Below are 17452 nucleotides of genomic sequence, written 5' to 3'. Positions count from 1 at the left end.
TTTCAAATAAGAATCAGAACAAGCTATTTTCAATCCTATTATTTAGTTGGTAGAAAGGTTAAATATTAGTTACCTAATTATTCTATTTAAGAACCTGGTAAAAGAAGAAACCAAAAAATACAAAAAAACAAGTTGTATCCAGTCACGTAACAAGAATACACTGAAACTGATCAGACTTTCATTATTAAAAAAAAGAAAAATCGTTGTAAGTGCCATCAGACCGCACAGGCTGAATTCAAATTCCGCGGTAGTTCCATTCGTAGAGTTAATAGAGCTCCTTTTAATAGAAAATAGATCAAACAGGTAATATAGCGGGATCATGAGTAGTCCAAGAAAAAACAAATACCACCATCCAAAAGCAGCCATCCCGGTACCTGCAAATTGTCCTAAACGAAGGCTTCCTAAAACGGAATCATCCGCTATTGCTTTATAATACAAATAATCTCCAAATGAAGAAGAATTGGTCTCAATTTTATTTATATCAATGTGCAGAGCATCAAGGATAGGATTTGGAAGGGTAACAATGAATCGATCAAAGGAAAAATTCAGCATATCACTATCATGATCACCGATTTTTGTTGCATTTACAAGACTGGCATCATTGAATTTCAAGTTACAGAACCTGGCTAGAAAAATGTTATTCAAATAATGCTCATCCCAATCAAGCTCTTCACTACTAGCAGCCTGTCTGTATGCTTGAATCGCTTCTTTATCTTTAAAAGCCTCCAAGGTAAGGTCAACCAGGTTTGACCTGGATACTTCACCACGCTGATTCCGAACCAAGACCATTGCTGTGCCGAGATCAGCTGCGGGACCGTCAAAAAGCCAAAATGCAATCAAAACAATCAACAGGTTGCGTAAAGTGAATAGACGTGTACGGAATACTCCAAGCAAAAGCCCTAGCCCAAATGCCAATGCAACAGAGGTAAAACCTAACATGAACGCGGCACGACTATTTCGGCCTATGCTTACGACAAAAAGTAAAACAGTAAATATTGCCAACCCGGGCAGTAATCCTTTTATCTGCGATTGTTTCCGGCCATACAATCGGCCGACAGCAATAAAGAAGGGAGCATAAGTGAAAGGGATAAGTCCTTGGATAAATTTATCGACCGGTCCTGAAACTTCATGACCAATTGATGGTGAATAAAAATAAACATAAAACATTGCACCTAACCCGATAATTCCCATCAACCAAATTTGAACATCGGATGGCACTTCGAACAAACCTAATCTTTCCAGTAACTTTGGCAAACCATTCGTACTTAACTTGTTCCGCTTAATGAGCCTTCTGTAATATGCATGAGAGATTATTAGAATAAAAAGTGCTAAAGTTGAGTGAAGAAAAACATCATTAGGCAATTCCAAATTATATACAAGTTCTTTACCCTCTAATGATGTAAAGACCAACGGAAAAAAAAATTGTGTGCAAGTATAGCCAAGGATGCAGAAAGTAGATAAGGTATACTTTTTTAACGTTACTGGACGAAGAAAAATATTTATTACCATTTTCCAGGCTAATGATACACAACCAACTGCGATTATATTAGTAAAACTCCACCAAAAGACACATTGATAGACCGATGAAATGACAAGCAAGATCCACGACCATCGAACAATCCTAGAGAGAAATCCTGTATCGCCTTTGCGTCCAAAATGAATGGAATCCGCTTCAGGTCTATTAAAATTCAATGCTATTGCATTTTTATCTGGATACATGAGTAACATTCATCAAACAGTAAACATTTTTTTTACTATTGGAACAGTGACAATAATTTTCCTGGCACGTTCAGTGGCAAGTTCTGGTAATACCTGCCAATACCGCCACACATTCCAATATAAAAGAAGTAAAGAGCCAATGAGAATAAAACATTTTACCTGAGGAAAGCATATCATTGTACCCATGGCCCCTGCCGCAATCCAAACAGAGTTGGATACTATATGGAAGGAACGCCTTGGCCATGACAAACCTGCTTGGATCATCCAGCGACTGGCAACAATTTTGTAACCGGCTGCAGCGATCGCTTCTGCTAATAATAAAGACGCTCCTGCTCCAAGGATCCCGGCAGCAGGCACCAATACCCACATACCACCCACCACCACTATGGCGGCAAATGCCGAAATTGAAAGTTGTGGCTTCAGTAAATTGTTACCTTTTACTACAGCTATTGCAGGTTGTGCTAACGCATATACGAGAACAGTTTGGGAAAGCATGGCAAATAGCCATGGATTGAAAGGAATTTGCCCTCTAGTCCAAATAGAATAGAGAGGTTTGATGACCGCTTGCAACACCACTACAGCCGGTGCTAATATAACCACGACTACAACCCACACTGTACCAAAAGCCAATTCAATGCGCTTCTGATCACGTTGATGCAAAAACCGCATCAACTCTGGCATAAGAGGGTTTGAAACAGAAGCCATTCCCTGTAAAGCGACATTCGCACCGGTACGCATAGTAGAAAATGCTGCCAAACCAGCAGCACCAGAAAGAGGAGTTAAAATCAGACGTACGCCCTGCTGACGAGTATTTTCAAGTAAGTTTCGACCGCTTATTATTATAGAATAGAGCAAATTTTTCCAGCCAAGCTTCAAAGAAGGTTTACCAATAATTATTTGTTCCCTGCGGAATAAATGAAATATGTCTAAATATTGAAAACCACTACATGCTATCGAGGCGCCAGCGGCTACCAAACTAGTTATAAGCAGATCAGCACCAAGGACAACAGCAACTACAGGCGCAAATATGGAAAGTGCAGCATTAAGAACCCCCCACCATGACATCCGTGCATAATAGCCAAAAGGTGCCAAAGCACGGGTAAATAACCCTATCATACTAGTACATATGAGCCAGACAATTCCCTGTAGCAATAATGCTATACCAGCATCGTATAGTATTGATCGATCCACCAATTCAAGTTCTCCAAGCAAAGAAGGCAACATTCCGCTTATTAAGAATATTATTATAAGCAGTACTTGAAAAATGCTGAGACATACACCGATGAAAACACCAGAAGAAAGGTAGTTGCTTAACTGCTTCCTGTTGTCCTTTCCTATTCGCAAAAACTCAAATTCAAGGAAGGTCTGATGTCCAAAATCCAATGTATAAATAACATTAGCCAATGCCTGCACAGCCAACCAGATGCCATAAGTCTCTACTGTCCAATGTGAAAGGTATAAGGGTACCAAGGCCAATTGAGAAAGCATGGTAACACCAATGCGGGCCCAGGCGGCAGAACTTCCTGATATAACTCTTAATGCAGTGGACATACCAATAAACAGAAGTTTGTTATTTTGCAATCAGTTGCGTCTGCTTTGGCATCACAGGCTTCATTTGAACCACTTTAGCAATCTCTTTGGAAACTTGTGCTACAAGCGCGTATCCTAAGGAAGGAAGTTGAACTTTCACCAGCTTATCGGTTAACTGAATATCCTGACCATCCTGGTACATGAATTGGCCATTCATTTCAGTTATTTTATCCTGAACGCTAACTCCGGTCTTTTCTAATTGCACATTATTATGTTCACCTAAAAACTTTGTGATTACTTCAATTTCCTCATTGCTGATAATGGCAGGTTTACCTAGCCAATAGACAAAGTTCAGAACGCCTTGGGTCTTCTTAATAATAAAAAGCTCTTCCTCTTTGATACGAACAAATACATATGACTTGAATAGAGGTTCATGTATTAATTCCTTTCTCTCACGCCAGGGACGTACCAGTCGATTCATTGGACAATAATGCTCTACTCCTTTCCTGGCCAACTGGCCAGCTACTTTCTCTTGCCATCGTGGTTTTGTGTATAAAACATACCAAAGAGGTTCCTTGTTCATCGGATACGGATTTAAAATAATGAATTGATTAAACAGGCTTCGCCCACCTCAGTTACAGAGCTTTCCTGGACAGAGCAAGTTTTTACCAGCCTAACAAACAGTTTCAAATAGATTCTTAATTGCGCTGTAAAAACCTTACAACCTCAAATATTCTGTTTCAATGAAAATGCATGTTTATATTCCACCATACATTTGCTTTTTAGACACTAAACATTTAAATAGCTTCTTATCCTTCTTCTGAATTGACCACTACTTTTTCCCTCTTCTACATACTCATAACCAAAACTATAACTATGACTATAGCCATATTTACCGAAACCTTTTTGCCTAATGCCGTTAAAGACGATTGCTATGTTCTTTAAGCTTTTAATCCTGTTCTGCTCTTCAAGTCTTTGTATAAATACTTTAGGAGTATAACCATAACGGACAATAAAGAGAGTGGCATCACAAAGCGGCGATAAAATATGAGCATCAGTAACCGGATTTATTGGCACGGTATCTATAAGGATATAATCAAATGCAGCCTCGAGATATGCAAACAGTTCCTGTAGCCTACCATTCAGGATCAGTTCTGATGGATTGGCTGGTAACGGTCCAGAAGGAATCAGGTAAAGGTTATTAGTTTCAGTTCTTTGGATAATTTTCTCTGCATTATTTTGCCCAAGCAGATAATTTGTTATTCCTACATCATTTGAAACTCCGAATTTGTTACTAAGTGCAGGTTTGTGCAGATCAAGCTCAATCAAGCACACTTTTTTACCAATTAGTGACAGACTGATGCCCAGGTTTGCAGTTATAAAACTTTTCCCTTCCCCGGAAATATTGGATGTCACTAAAATCTTCTTCTTCCTGGAATTAATGCCCAGGAAGCCGAGCGAAGTCCGCAAGTAACGAAAATGTTCAGCAACGAGCGTCCTCTTACCCTCAGCAATGACAATAGGACTTTTCGCTTGTGCAAACACAATTTCCCCTAAAATTGGGATTGAAGTATATCTTTCAATTTCAGTATGCGATACTACAGTATGGTTTAGCAATTCTTTAAAAGTGATGAATCCTACACCAATGCCGAAAGCCATTATTACACTGATCAAATAAACAGTAGTCTTTTTCGGGCTTACGGGTAGCTCAGATGACTCTGCTCTATCGATAACCCGGCTATCAGCCACAGTGGAGGCATAGGAAAGTGCAGCTTCTTCGCGCTTTTGCAGGAGGTATGTGTAAATATTGTTCTTAATACTTTGTTGCCTGCTAATACTTAGTAACTCTCGTTCCTTTTTAGGAATAGCCTGTAATAAGGAAAAATAGTGATTATTATGAGTTATCAATTCAGCCCGCGCAGCTTTCAAGCTGATTCGTTGATTGGTAATGTTTTCTAAAATGCCCGGCTTTATCTTTTTGATGCCATCCACCATTGCCACTACTGTAGGATTGTTTTCCGGCACAACTTTCTTCGTCTGTTCATACTCTACCTCAAGACTATACAACTTTTCCAATAATTGCGTCAAAACAGGATCAGAAATGCCCAATGTTGAGGGAACAATGTTCCCTTTTTCCTCTTTACCTCTTACATAATTTTCTACCTGGTCCAGCACCGCCAATTTCATGCTGATGTCGTTAATTTTTTGATCATTGGCACTTACTGTTTGTAAAAACACTTCGCCCTGTTCACTGATATTAGTGATGTTGTTTTGTGCCTTATAACTTTGTAACTGGCCTTCAACAGAATCCAACTCATTCACAACATACTTCAAACGGTCCTCAACAAATTGCAGTGTGTTTGCCTCTAACGAGCTCTTATCCATAATTGCCGCCCGGTTATACACAGCAATCAATTCATTAAGTATATCCTCTCCTCTTTGCGACACTTCATCTTCAATACCTAACTCAACGAATGTCGATTGTTTGCTGGAAGGAGTTACTTTAATACGGCCTGTAATTTCCCTTGCAGCCTTTCTAACTTGGATCAATGTAAAATATAATCGTAACTTTTGCGCAGAAGGATGATAATTCTTATTTAATATGAATTTAATAATGCCAAAAGGCGTTTCTTGCCATTTGCCAATAGCATAAGCTTTGCCATTAATTTTCACCTCTTGAGATTGCGGGTAAAACGCAAAATAGACTTTCTGAAAAGGTTTCAGAGAGTCTGGATTTTGAACCACCACTTGAATGGGTGAAGTGATATAGGCAGACCGATCAGAAAATTTGCCCTCAGATGTAACTGGGGAATAGAGGTGCAAATTTTTGACAACTTCCTGGGCCAATGTCTTCGACTGTAAAACTTTTATTTCATTTTCTACTATTTTCTTCGACCCAAACATGTCCAGTGCTTCTAATGCTTTTGAATCGCCTAACCCTTTCTTTTCATCTTTTATTAATATACTGGCAGTGATCGCATAAACAGAAACCTTATTCCTTAAATATAACCAGGCCCCCCCTAAGCTCATGATAATCAGGATCAGGAAAACTGGCCAATACGTCAAAAACTTCACTACTGTTTCACGAAAGAAGTTATCATCAGATTGATCATGTTCATATCGTTTAGTAGATTCCTGCATACATAGTAAATTATTTGATCAATTTGGTGATGACAACAACGGCAATTGATACAGCACTTAAAATAGCTGGCAATAATTGCTGCCCGCGGCTACCCGCTGCGGCTTTCGCCTTACCAGGTTCTACATACAATACATCATTGGTTCGAAGGAAGAAATATGGCGATTGTAAAATATCTGAAGAATTTAAATTCAAGCGAACTACTGTCTTTCGATCACCTTCCTGTCTTATCAATACTACATTTTCACGTTTCCCATAAATGGTTATATCACCAGCCTGCCCTATAGCTTCCAAAATGGAAATTTGCTCACTAGGCACATTAATAACACCGGGACGGCCTACCTCGCCCAATACTGTCACCCTAAAATTGAGGTGCCGGATGTTCACAATAGGATCAAATAATAACTTACGATCAATAAGTTGATGTGCAATTTCTTCTTCTAATATTTTTTTAGTGAGCCCTGCAGCTTTTATATTTCCCAGCATAGGAAACCGGATAGATCCATCATTACTTACCAGATATCCCTCAACCGACGAATGATTGTTAGCCGAAAAGCTACTGATGTTTGTGGCAAAATTCGGTGCATTAAATACTTCTGCAGCTTGGGAGCTTAGGCTACTAACAGATATACTTAGCCAGTCATTTCTTTGAAGGACGTACTCTGTATTCGATTGTGCAGCAACTAAAGAAGTATCATGTATATTATTGAAATAAAGTACATTCTTTGTACTCACACAAGAAGTACAAAAAAGGAGTAAAAGACCCAAACAAAAACAACACACTCTCATTACCGGCCTTTCTTAATTTATTATCGATTTACTTTGCCGTGATTGGCAACCGTATTTTTACTAACAACAGCTTTGGAGAATTCTTCTTTAATAATAGAAGAAGATGATGCAAGACCTATATAAAATAAGCCAAGCAATGTGTAAGAAATAAAAGTTTTCATGGGTATTGATTTTAGATAAAAGTAACTACCTTATTTACCAAAACCAATAACGTCAAATACTAGTTTATTACTTACTAATATCTTAAAAAATTATAAATGAAAACTATTAATAATTGTAAATCTTCGTAGGAAATCTACGAAACAAGGGATTGAAATCACGAGGAGTTTCATTCAATCATGTTTTACCAAACAAGGATTAAGTATTATTGATTATTAAATTAAGAATTTGTGTTGAAAGATGTGTCGCAACAATCAATAATCAATAATACTTACGCCCACCTTGATGGAATCACTGATAATTTTATTTAATGCCCAATTTATCCAGTAATACTTCTGCCATCCGAAGATAAGCTTCATAACTGTAACCGGCAATATGTGGCGTAATAATGACATTGGGCTGCGCAGCCAGGAAATCCAATTGTTCCCTTTCTGTTTCAGTATACGTTTTCAACTTTTCATTTTCCAATACATCCAGACCTGCACCTGCTATCTGCCCACTCTTTAACGCATCGATCAAAGCAACAGTATCTGTAACAGGTCCGCGGCAGGTAGAAAGGAAATAAGGCTTTCTTTTGAGTGAAGCAAAGAAATCCACATTGGCCATATGAAAAGTTTCAGATGTCAGTGGCACATGAAAACTGACAACATCTGCATATCGACAGATTTGTTCCATATTAGCCTCTTTTACATAACCCTCAGCAAATCCAAACTTATATTTATCATAGGCCAGCACTGTAACACCGAATGACTGCAATAGCCGTCCAAAGGCAGATCCGTTGTTGCCATAACCAATAATGCCTACAGTTTTACCACCCAACTCTACGCCACGATTTTCATTGCGCAGCCAGATACCTTTTTTCACTTCATCATACGACTTAGAAATATTGTTCATCAGGTTGAGCAAGAGTCCCAGGGCATGTTCCCCTACTGCATTGCGGTTGCCTTCCGGAGTACTTACACATTGAATGCCTTTTTGCACTGCATAATCTTCATCAATCAGCTCCATTCCACTGCCTAAACGCCCTATCCATTTTAAATGAGTAGCCGCATCTAATATGCTCTTATCAATTTTCAACCTGGTAGTTACCACCAATCCTTCAACACCAGGAATAGTTTCCAGCAACTGTTCGTAGTTAATTGCAGGCTGGTAGTCAACCTGGTAGTCAAGCTTTTTAAAACGTTGTATTAGCGTTTCATGAACAGGGGCGGATATAAGAATTCTAGACATTCTGAATTAAACTTTTACTACAAACAAATTATTGCATTTGAAAACTTAGTTGTGCAAAATCAGTCACAGATAATTGTTCGGCACGCTTGGCAAAGATATCCTGTTGCAGTACTTCAGGACTGAAAAGGCTTTTACATGCATTGCGCATTGTCTTGCGTCTTTGCTGGAAAGCCGTTTTCACAAGACTAAAAAATGCCTTATCCGATTTTACGGCTATGCTCTCTTTTCGGGGCAGCAGTTTGATCACAGCACTTTTTACTTTGGGTGGGGGTGTAAAACTTTGTTCACTCACTTCAAAAAGATAGACCACATCAAAATATGCCTGTACCAGCACACTGGTCACACCATAAACTTTGCTGCCTTCTTTTGCAGCAATACGCTGAGCCACTTCTTTTTGAAACATGCCCACCATGCATTCCACATCATCCTTCCACTCCAGTATTTTAAAAACGATCTGTGTAGAAATATTGTATGGGAAATTGCCCACAACGGTAAACCTGTCTTGAAAAGGTTTGCCTACATCCAGGATACTTTGGTGAATGATTTTGTCCTGCAATTGTGGATATGTATGTTTTAAATAGGTTACTTTTTCTTCATCGAGTTCCACCGCCTTAAAATGCACATCAGGCAATTGCAGCAGGTATTTCGTCAGGGCACCGCCCCCTGGCCCTACTTCAACCAGGTTTTTGAAAGGACATTTGGTGAGCTCTGCCACAATATTCCTGCACACATTTTCATCTTTTAAGAAATGCTGCCCCAGCGATTTTTTGAGGGTGTAATTCATTGCTGCAAATGTAAATGCAAAAGTTTAAATTCATTTCTGCATACCTAGACAGATACAAACCTTCACTCATCTGAAACGCTATTTTAGAATATATACCTTCCGGAGGAAGTTCTTGTCCTCTATTAGCGATTTGAAATAAAATACCCAAGAAGACAAATCGCGTACATCCCAACCAAAAATAAAAGTTGCATAAAACAATTAAAAATAATTGAACATCAAGTATTTGCTTTTGCATAATTTACTATATATGTTCATAAATGATTCACCTTATCATAATTTAAATTTCCCTCAGCTACAACCCACTAACTAAAGCCTTCTCATTGTACCTTTACGCCTAATTATGACACCAAACAAACCCATCATAGGCATAAGCTGCGGCGACATCAACGGTATTGGCGTTGAAGTAATCATTAAATCGCTGGCCGACCAACGACTCCTTGATCAGTGTACACCGGTCATTTTCGGCTCTCATAAATTGATAAACTTTTACCGTAAGTCAGTCCCGGATGTTCATTTTAATTACCAGATGATCAAAGACTTCTCCCGCATTAGCCCCAAGCAGATTCATGTATTCAACTGCTGGGAAGAAGAAGTGACCATTACCCCCGGCCAATTAAATGAAACAGGCGGTAAGTATGCAGTAAACTCTTTACTAGCGGCTGCTGAAGCCTTGAAACAAGGACACATCCAGGGATTAGTGACAGCGCCTATTCATAAAAAGAATGTGCAGGGTGAACAATTTAATTATACAGGGCATACCCCATTTCTAAAAGATATTGCAGAAAGTGAAGACGTGCTGATGCTGCTGTACACCGATGATCTGAAGGTTGCCCTGGTGACAGAGCATGTATCAATAAAAGATGTTGCCAGCCAAATAACCAAAAAAGCAATCCGCTCTAAGCTAAACATGCTGCATCAGAGTCTGCGTCAAGACTTTGGCATCGACAAACCTAAGATTGCCGTGCTGGGATTGAACCCGCATGCCGGTGACGAAGGGCTGATCGGAAATGAGGAGGAAGAAATCATTAAACCTGCCATCAAAGAAGCTAAACAAAATATGCTGGTGTTCGGGCCCTTCAGCGCAGATGCATTCTTTGCACGTAGAAGTTACCTCCAGTTTGATGCAGTTCTGGCTATGTATCACGATCAGGGGCTGATCCCCTTTAAGACCATTGCGGTTGGTGAGGGCGTCAACTTTAGCGCAGGCCTGCCGTTTGTCCGCACATCGCCCGACCACGGGACCGGCTTTGACATTGCAGGAAAAAATGTTGCAGATCCGACATCCTTTTTGACCGCTTTGTTTGGTTGTATAGACATCCTGCAACACAGGGAAGCGTATGAAGAACGCAACAGGAATCCTTTGCGAAAGATTACTGCGGAAGTCCTGAAGAATGTTGAGGACGAAAAGATCGATGATTCTATTGACGCGAAATAACCTTACCTCCTAGCCCTTGCCGCAGTGGCGGGAAGGGCCATTTCTTATTTATTCATCCAGCAAAACCCTTAATATATCCAATTTTAAGAGTAATTGATCTAGAGATAAAGTGATTTCCTTTTAGTTTGCATTAATCACTTTTCTATGAATACGGCCATCATTAATCAATTTCCCAATACACTGATTCCCGAATATGCTACCATTTATCTGGAAGCTAAACTCAGGGAATTAGAAGATGCGTATGCAGAATGCCTGGGTGACAATGTAGATGCTCATACGCTAACCATGCTTTGGTCCAGAATAAAAGCCATAAAAATGAAATTAGCCCTCAATCAATAAGTTGGTCAATTTTATTATTGCTCACCGTTCTTCTTGCTATACCTTACAAGCATTCAAAATATTTTCTACAAAATGCTTTGAATAGTTATTAACCCCTATTATGTTTGTAGTATATAGACCAACTTAACCTGAGTAACCTTAACAACAAGATCCTAAAGAAACCAAGTGGTCAGGCTAACAAAGCAGCCCACATCCATTAGTCCTCATTCTACGAATTTCCACAATCCATTTTCTGCGAAAACTTTTTTCACAATGGCATTGCTATGCCGTTGAAACCAACCGTAACCCTTTAAACTATCGCTGAATGAAAAAAGTTGTACCCACTCTTTTGCTGACCCTTGCCATGCTCTTTGGCAAAGCACAAACTTCCCGCTCTTTATGGTTCAATGAACTCATCCCTGATGCAGGCACTGGCAATAATGAATACATTGAGTTCTATAATTCATCCAGGGATCCGATAGCGTTAGATTGCTATGTTGTTGTGTCATACTTTGACAAATTACCCGGGAGAGAAGAGGCTGTCTATATATATGACTTTCCAAGTAATGCCGTAATTAAAGGTTTATCACGTTACCTGATTAGTTCAGGCAGCCCCGTAAATTTTAGAGGTGGTACTTATACGCCGTCGGATCCAACCAGTTTCAGCAATTGGAATAGTAGCGGCGCAGGAGGATCACTTTTAAAATATACATATAGCAATGGTAACTGGGGGGCAGGTGAATCTTTGAATACAGACTTCAATAACTTCATTGCTGATGCAGGTGGAATGGATGCTACTCTGTTTCTCTTTAAGATCAACAGTGATGGTACCATATCGTTTGTCAATGGCTTTGTTGCCAATCCCCGAAGTTCGGATGTTGAAGCCTTGATAAATCATTTGAAAACATTTGCTCTTTTACCAATTACACCTGTGGGCAATTGTTTTACATCAACAGTTAATCTCGACTTTAAATTGATAACTTATAACAATATTGATATTATCTCATTAATAGAAGCTCCCGGAACTGGAAATGGATATGCCAAAAAAAGAGACGGACTATGCGGAAACTGGGAGAAGACTTCACAAGGTGAACATACTCCCGGTACATCAAACAACTTTGGAACAGTAACTTCAAATCTTACAACAATTCAGGACTATTCCTGCAATACGGTAAGCTTCTCAATAACAACTAACGGTTCAACGACCTACCCAATCACAGTTCAGTTGTTTTATGATAAACCCCAAACGGGATTTTTTGAAGCAACAGATGAATATATTACTTCCAAGTCGGTTGAATCTTCTGCCTCAGCATCCAATACGTTCACTGTCCCCATTAGCAGCCGGGCTGTATTATTAGTATACCAGACTTCTCTTGGATGTTTGGGTAATGTAGCGGCATTAACAACGACATGTTCTGTGCTTCCGGTCCGCTTACGGTCTTTTACTGCAGCCCGCAGCAAGCAGAAAAAAGAACAGGTAGTATTGAAATGGGAAACAGCCAGTGAGCAAAACAACCGGGGCTTCAATGTACAGCGCAAAGTATCGGGAGAATGGAAGAATATAGCTTTCGTAACCTCCCAGGCAGGCAATGGCAACAGCAATACAACTTTATCTTACGAGTATACTGATATCAACAATTTTAGCACGGCAACACAATACAGGCTGCAGCAGGTAGATATGGATGGCAAGTCAGACTTCAGTGATGTAAGAACCGTGCTGAGCACCGAACAAAACGGCGGTTTGGTCGTTTATCCCAATCCCGGCATCAACGGAAAGGTTAACGTACTATTCAAGGAGCAAAATGCAGTAAAACAAGTAATCGTAAGTGATGCAAGTGGCAGGCTGGTAAAGCAGTTCCCCCAAGTAAAGGACAATAACCTCTCTATAGAGGGTTTGCCAAGAGGCTTCTATACCATAAAAGTTATTGACCGCTCGACAATGGTCACTTCTGTTGAAAAGGTAATTATAAACTAGCGATAATTTAAGGTTGGTTACTCCTTACAAGGGGATGCCTTTCCAGGCAAATCCCCTTTTTCTTATTATACATGTTGATTATTTTCAATTTGTTTCTTTGCTGCCGTTGTTTATTATCAGGTATAAATGGCCAATATTAAAGGGAAAAGAATTATTATAGATTTCTTTGTAAAAACTTGCATTAATAAAAAACCCCTATTAAGTTTGTAGTAACGAATACAACAAAACTTCCTCCACCCTTTTGAAAACAGCCTTGCTTGCATAGAAAACAGGCTTTTTACCTGCATCAATTCAGCTCGTACAACCAATCTCTATTCTGGACAACCTGAACCTGGAATAAACACCAAGGATCACTCCAATCCACACCTGTTATAAGCCACATCATTGACAACTTGATTCTTTAAGCTGTCCTCACTACACTGCATAAACGCCATCCTTCTTCCGTGAGAAAACTAAATCACAAGGCACTACTATGCCCCAAGGCCATTGAAACGCCACCAACATTTCTTCAATTTAAACCATCACGAGATGAAAAAAATTTTATCCACCATTGTATTATCATTGGCAGTACTTTTTGGGAATAGTCAACGTTTCCTTTGGTTCAATGAATTGGTTCCTGATCCTGGCAGCAACGAAGACGAATATGTTGAGTTCTTCAATACATCGCCACTAACAATTTTCTTAGACTGTTACGTTGTAGTTTCTTATTTTGATAATGGGACTGACAAAGGCGTTTATGTCTATAATTTTCCAACCAATGCTGCAATAAAGGGGCTATCTTACTATTTGATCAGCTCAAATAATCCGGTAAGATATAAATCGAATACTAATCAGAGTTTTACACCAACAGATTTAAACAGCTTTTCTAATTGGAATGACATTGGCTCTGGTGGTTATATTTCAAAGTACACTTATTCCAATAATCAATGGAGTGGACCTACAAATATAAATGGTAACTTCAGAGATTTCATGAACATTCAAAATGGAAATGATGCATCACTATTATTATACAAAATAAATAGCAATGGTACCACTTCAATTGTAAATGGTTTTTTTGCAAATTCCTCCCTATCAGTTCCAACAAAAATTACAAGTCTTACTACACCTTTACCTATTCCTCCAGGAAGTATTTGTGCTAATACCTATACTACAGTCAATTTAAATTTTACTGGCATAACAACAAACAACGTGGATGTATTCCAAGTCCAGAGTGCAGCTGGGAATAGCCAAGGCTACGCAAAATTAAGTAATGGCTTGTGTGGTAATTGGAAAAAAACCCAAAGCAAAGGTGAATTTACACCTGGAGAATCAAACACTCTTGGAGGAGCAACTTCTAGTCTTACAACAACGCAAAGTTACATATGCAATACAGTAAGCTTTTCTATAACACCAGGAAGTTCCACTACCTATCCGATAAATGTCCAATTGTTTAATGATAATCCCACAACGAATGTATTTGCAGAAAATGATGTATTAAATGCTTCGTATCCTGTAAATTCAGCAGCCTCAACTTCTAGTACTTTCAATGTACCTAGCAAACAGCCTGTATTTCTGATCTATCAATCTTCTTCAGGATGTTTTGATAAAATAGTATCCCTAACATCCGAATGTTCTGTCCTTCCAGTCCACTTCTCATCCTTCACCGCAGCCCGCAACCCACAGAAAAAAGAACAGGTGCTGTTGAAATGGCAAACAGCCAGTGAACAAAACAACCGTGGCTTCAATGTGCAAAGGAAAATAGATGGACAATGGAAAAACATAGCCTTTGTATTCTCACAAGCAGAAAATGGCAACAGCAATTCCACGCTTACTTATGAATACAAGGATCCAAATGTTTCCAATACCGTTACACAGTATCAAATACAACAGGTTGACTTTGATGGAAAGACCAGCTACAGTGATATTAAATCTGTTATAGGTCAGGAACAAAAGAGCAGTGTACTTATTTATCCCAATCCTGCCGTAGACGGCAAGATTAAACTTTTGTTCATCGAACAAGGCGGTTTGAAAGATGTGATTGTGAGCGATGTGAACGGCAGACCAGTGAAACAGTTCCACCAGTTGGCAGATATGAATCTGACAATAGAGGGACTGAAGAGCGGATTTTACACCATCAAAATAATTGATCGCACTACAGCAAAAACAACCGTAGAAAAAGTGATTATAAAATAGTGATAGTTTAAGGTTGGTTACTTAGCAAAGGGGATGTCTTTCCAGGCTGTCCCCTTTTCTTTTTAAGTAAAAAAACTTCATTATTTTTTAAATATTTTTTTAGAACACTTGCAAAAAGAAAATAAGCTTATTACTTTTAAACTACTAAGTAACACCATCCTCTTCATTATCCTACTTCGAATAACCAACTCCGTTACATTCCACTCCTTGATTAATCTAAACCCTAAACCTATTCTTACACCATTTTCTTCCAGCATCCTAAAAGCCTGCCATCCAATCTTACAAAAGCCGATGATATAGTAACTACCTCCAAATTCAGAAAGGCCAAGCTATAACCCTACTTAAACTATCACACAATGAGAAAAGTATTATTTACTATTCTGCTGGCTCTGCCATGCCTCTTCGTAAAAAGCCAGGTTATTCTAAATGAAGTTTATACCAACCCAGGAAGTAACAGGCATGAATTCTTTGAACTGTTTAATGCAAGCCCCAATGATGTAGACCTGGATTGCTATACTTTAATAACATTATTTGAACAGGATAAAAAACTTGGTATTTATGTTTTAGACTTACCCAAGCTCACCATTAAAGCAAAATCATTCTTTGTTGGTGCATCTGCCAAAACATTTAATGTGCAACAAAAAACAGGCAAAACTGCAGATTTTACATGGAACGACTTCAATGATATAAATCCAGCGACTTCAGCAGGTACCGGCTCCTTAAAAGGCTATGTTTTAAATAATGCCAATAATGGATATGAGCTTCCATTCACCCCTACTGCAGGCTTCAATGACCTTTTTCCTGAATTATCAACTAAAGCTGCCAGCGGAGTGGTTTACGGAGTATTCCTATTCAATAAAGATACTTATGTGAATGGCTTATTAGCTGGCTATAAAGGCCTTGCTGTTCCAAGTGAAATCACAACTTTGCCTTCATTCAACGTAACGTCAAATTCGGCATGTGGCTCCTTTACAATCAATTGGCAATATGTAATATCAGCGGAAAGTGTAGTCCAGGCAGGTGGTAGCGACAACGGCTATGCAAGGATCAAGGATGGTATTTGCGGTACCTGGATAAAAACTGCAAGTGGTGATGATCACACACCAGGAACGAGTACAACTAACTTATCGATCTCTGATGGAATACTGATTAAAACAACAGAAACTTATTCATGCGGACCATCCGTTCAATTCAGCATATTGAACACCTCAGAACCTGCCGCATTTCCTGTTACTGTTCATCTATACATGGATAATGCAGTAACTGGTGTTCTGGGTGCAAATGATACGCACATTGATCCTAGCCAAACAATAAAACAGGGAAGCAATTCTACCACCTATTCATATAGCGTACCTAACCCACAGAAGTCATACCTGATGGTATATGAAACAGCTTTAGGTTGCTTAGACAGAGTTGTTTCACTATCCTGTTCAGTCCTGCCGGTTCGCTTCAAGTCTTTTACTGCTGTTCGCAACCAGCAAAGAAAAGAGCAAGTATTACTCAAATGGGAAACTGCAATGGAGCAAAACTGCCGGGGCTTCTATGTACAACGCAAAGTGTCAGGCCAATGGAAAAATATAGCTTTTATATACTCTCAATCTGAAAATGGCAATAGCAACAAGACACTCACTTATGAATATAAAGAAATGAATACGGCTAGCGACGCATCTCAATACCGGATACAACAAGTGGACATGGATGGAAAGGCCAGTTATAGTGAAATCAAATCTGTGGCAGGTTTGGAACAGCAGGCTGAAGTATTAATCTATCCCAACCCAGCGCTGAATGGCAAAGTGAACCTTTTGTTTAGTGATCAGGAAGGAGCAAAAGATGTATTCGTAAGCGATTTGAATGGCAAAGTAGTAAAGCAATTCCGTGAAATAAGAGGGAATAACCTGCTCATAGAAGGACTGCAAAGTGGATTTTACTCCATAAGAATTATTGATCGCCAAACTTCTAAATCAATTATTGAAAAGGTTATTATAAAGAAATGATAGTTTAAGGTTGGTTACTCATAACTAGGGCAGCCTTTCCAGGCTTGCCCTACTTTTTCAACAAAAAAATTTCCCGGCAATTTCCCCTTCTGATCAAAGCGACATAAAAGCTTGATCCCCAAAATGATATAATGTCACTATCCAATTTTTGCCTACTCAATACTTATTCCTTTCAATACTTTTTTATCTTTTTTTCTAACAAGCTCTT

13 protein-coding genes are annotated in these 17452 nt (G+C 39.0%); 5 read left to right on the top strand and 8 right to left on the bottom strand.

What is annotated here, in order from left to right; genetic code table 11:
* Positions 1 to 69 precede the first annotated feature (69 nt).
* The 8 genes from OCK74_RS00160 to rsmA all read right to left on the bottom strand — a co-directional run bounded on the left by OCK74_RS00160 (position 70) and on the right by rsmA (position 9350).
* Positions 70 to 1254 carry a hypothetical protein gene (locus OCK74_RS00160; protein WP_279294948.1) on the bottom strand — a complete coding sequence of 395 codons (1185 nt, stop codon included), beginning with the start codon at positions 1252 to 1254 and terminating at the stop codon, positions 70 to 72.
* Between the two features lie 477 nt (positions 1255 to 1731).
* The gene (locus OCK74_RS00155; RefSeq protein ID WP_279294947.1) at positions 1732 to 3270 is read right to left on the bottom strand and encodes a lipopolysaccharide biosynthesis protein; all 1539 of its coding nucleotides are present in this window, start codon (positions 3268 to 3270) and stop codon (positions 1732 to 1734) included.
* Positions 3271 to 3289: 19 nt separating this feature from the next.
* Entirely contained in the window at positions 3290 to 3832 is a 543-nt protein-coding gene (nusG, locus tag OCK74_RS00150; protein ID WP_279294946.1) for a transcription termination/antitermination protein NusG, read from the bottom strand.
* 206 nt (positions 3833 to 4038) lie between these two features.
* The gene (locus tag OCK74_RS00145) at positions 4039 to 6390 is read right to left on the bottom strand and encodes a GumC family protein (protein WP_279294945.1); all 2352 of its coding nucleotides are present in this window, start codon (positions 6388 to 6390) and stop codon (positions 4039 to 4041) included.
* 10 nt (positions 6391 to 6400) lie between these two features.
* Complete coding sequence (locus OCK74_RS00140) at positions 6401 to 7123, bottom strand: polysaccharide biosynthesis/export family protein (protein WP_279294944.1); 723 nt, start codon at positions 7121 to 7123, stop codon at positions 6401 to 6403.
* Between the two features lie 74 nt (positions 7124 to 7197).
* Positions 7198 to 7338 (bottom strand): hypothetical protein, encoded by a 141-nt coding sequence (locus OCK74_RS00135; protein WP_279294943.1) that lies wholly within the window; start codon positions 7336 to 7338, stop codon positions 7198 to 7200.
* 301 nt (positions 7339 to 7639) lie between these two features.
* Positions 7640 to 8566, bottom strand: coding sequence for an NAD(P)-dependent oxidoreductase (locus OCK74_RS00130; protein ID WP_279294942.1), 927 nt, complete (start codon positions 8564 to 8566; stop codon positions 7640 to 7642).
* Between the two features lie 28 nt (positions 8567 to 8594).
* Positions 8595 to 9350 (bottom strand): 16S rRNA (adenine(1518)-N(6)/adenine(1519)-N(6))-dimethyltransferase RsmA, encoded by a 756-nt coding sequence (gene rsmA, locus OCK74_RS00125; RefSeq protein WP_279294941.1) that lies wholly within the window; start codon positions 9348 to 9350, stop codon positions 8595 to 8597.
* 340 nt (positions 9351 to 9690) lie between these two features.
* Here rsmA and pdxA point away from each other — a divergent pair, with 340 nt between their 5' ends.
* The 5 genes from pdxA (at position 9691) to OCK74_RS00100 (ending at position 17244) form a co-directional block, all read left to right on the top strand.
* The gene (gene pdxA, locus OCK74_RS00120) at positions 9691 to 10785 is read left to right on the top strand and encodes a 4-hydroxythreonine-4-phosphate dehydrogenase PdxA (protein ID WP_279294940.1); all 1095 of its coding nucleotides are present in this window, start codon (positions 9691 to 9693) and stop codon (positions 10783 to 10785) included.
* A 144-nt stretch (positions 10786 to 10929) separates the two neighbouring features.
* Positions 10930 to 11124, top strand: a complete 195-nt coding sequence (locus OCK74_RS00115) for a hypothetical protein (RefSeq protein WP_279294939.1) — start codon at positions 10930 to 10932, stop codon at positions 11122 to 11124.
* Between the two features lie 304 nt (positions 11125 to 11428).
* Entirely contained in the window at positions 11429 to 13078 is a 1650-nt protein-coding gene (locus tag OCK74_RS00110; protein WP_279294938.1) for a T9SS type A sorting domain-containing protein, read from the top strand.
* Positions 13079 to 13606: 528 nt separating this feature from the next.
* Positions 13607 to 15250, top strand: coding sequence for a T9SS type A sorting domain-containing protein (locus OCK74_RS00105; RefSeq protein WP_279294937.1), 1644 nt, complete (start codon positions 13607 to 13609; stop codon positions 15248 to 15250).
* Positions 15251 to 15606: 356 nt separating this feature from the next.
* On the top strand, positions 15607 to 17244 hold the full coding sequence (locus tag OCK74_RS00100; RefSeq protein ID WP_279294936.1) for a T9SS type A sorting domain-containing protein: 1638 nt from the start codon (positions 15607 to 15609) through the stop codon (positions 17242 to 17244).
* Positions 17245 to 17452: the final 208 nt, after the last annotated feature.

This window comes from Paraflavisolibacter caeni, assembly GCF_025628885.1.
Lineage (GTDB): Bacteria > Bacteroidota > Bacteroidia > Chitinophagales > Chitinophagaceae > Flavisolibacter > Flavisolibacter caeni.
The sequence above is the reverse complement of the archived record's forward strand: the minus strand, read 5'-3'. Positions and strand labels throughout refer to the sequence as shown.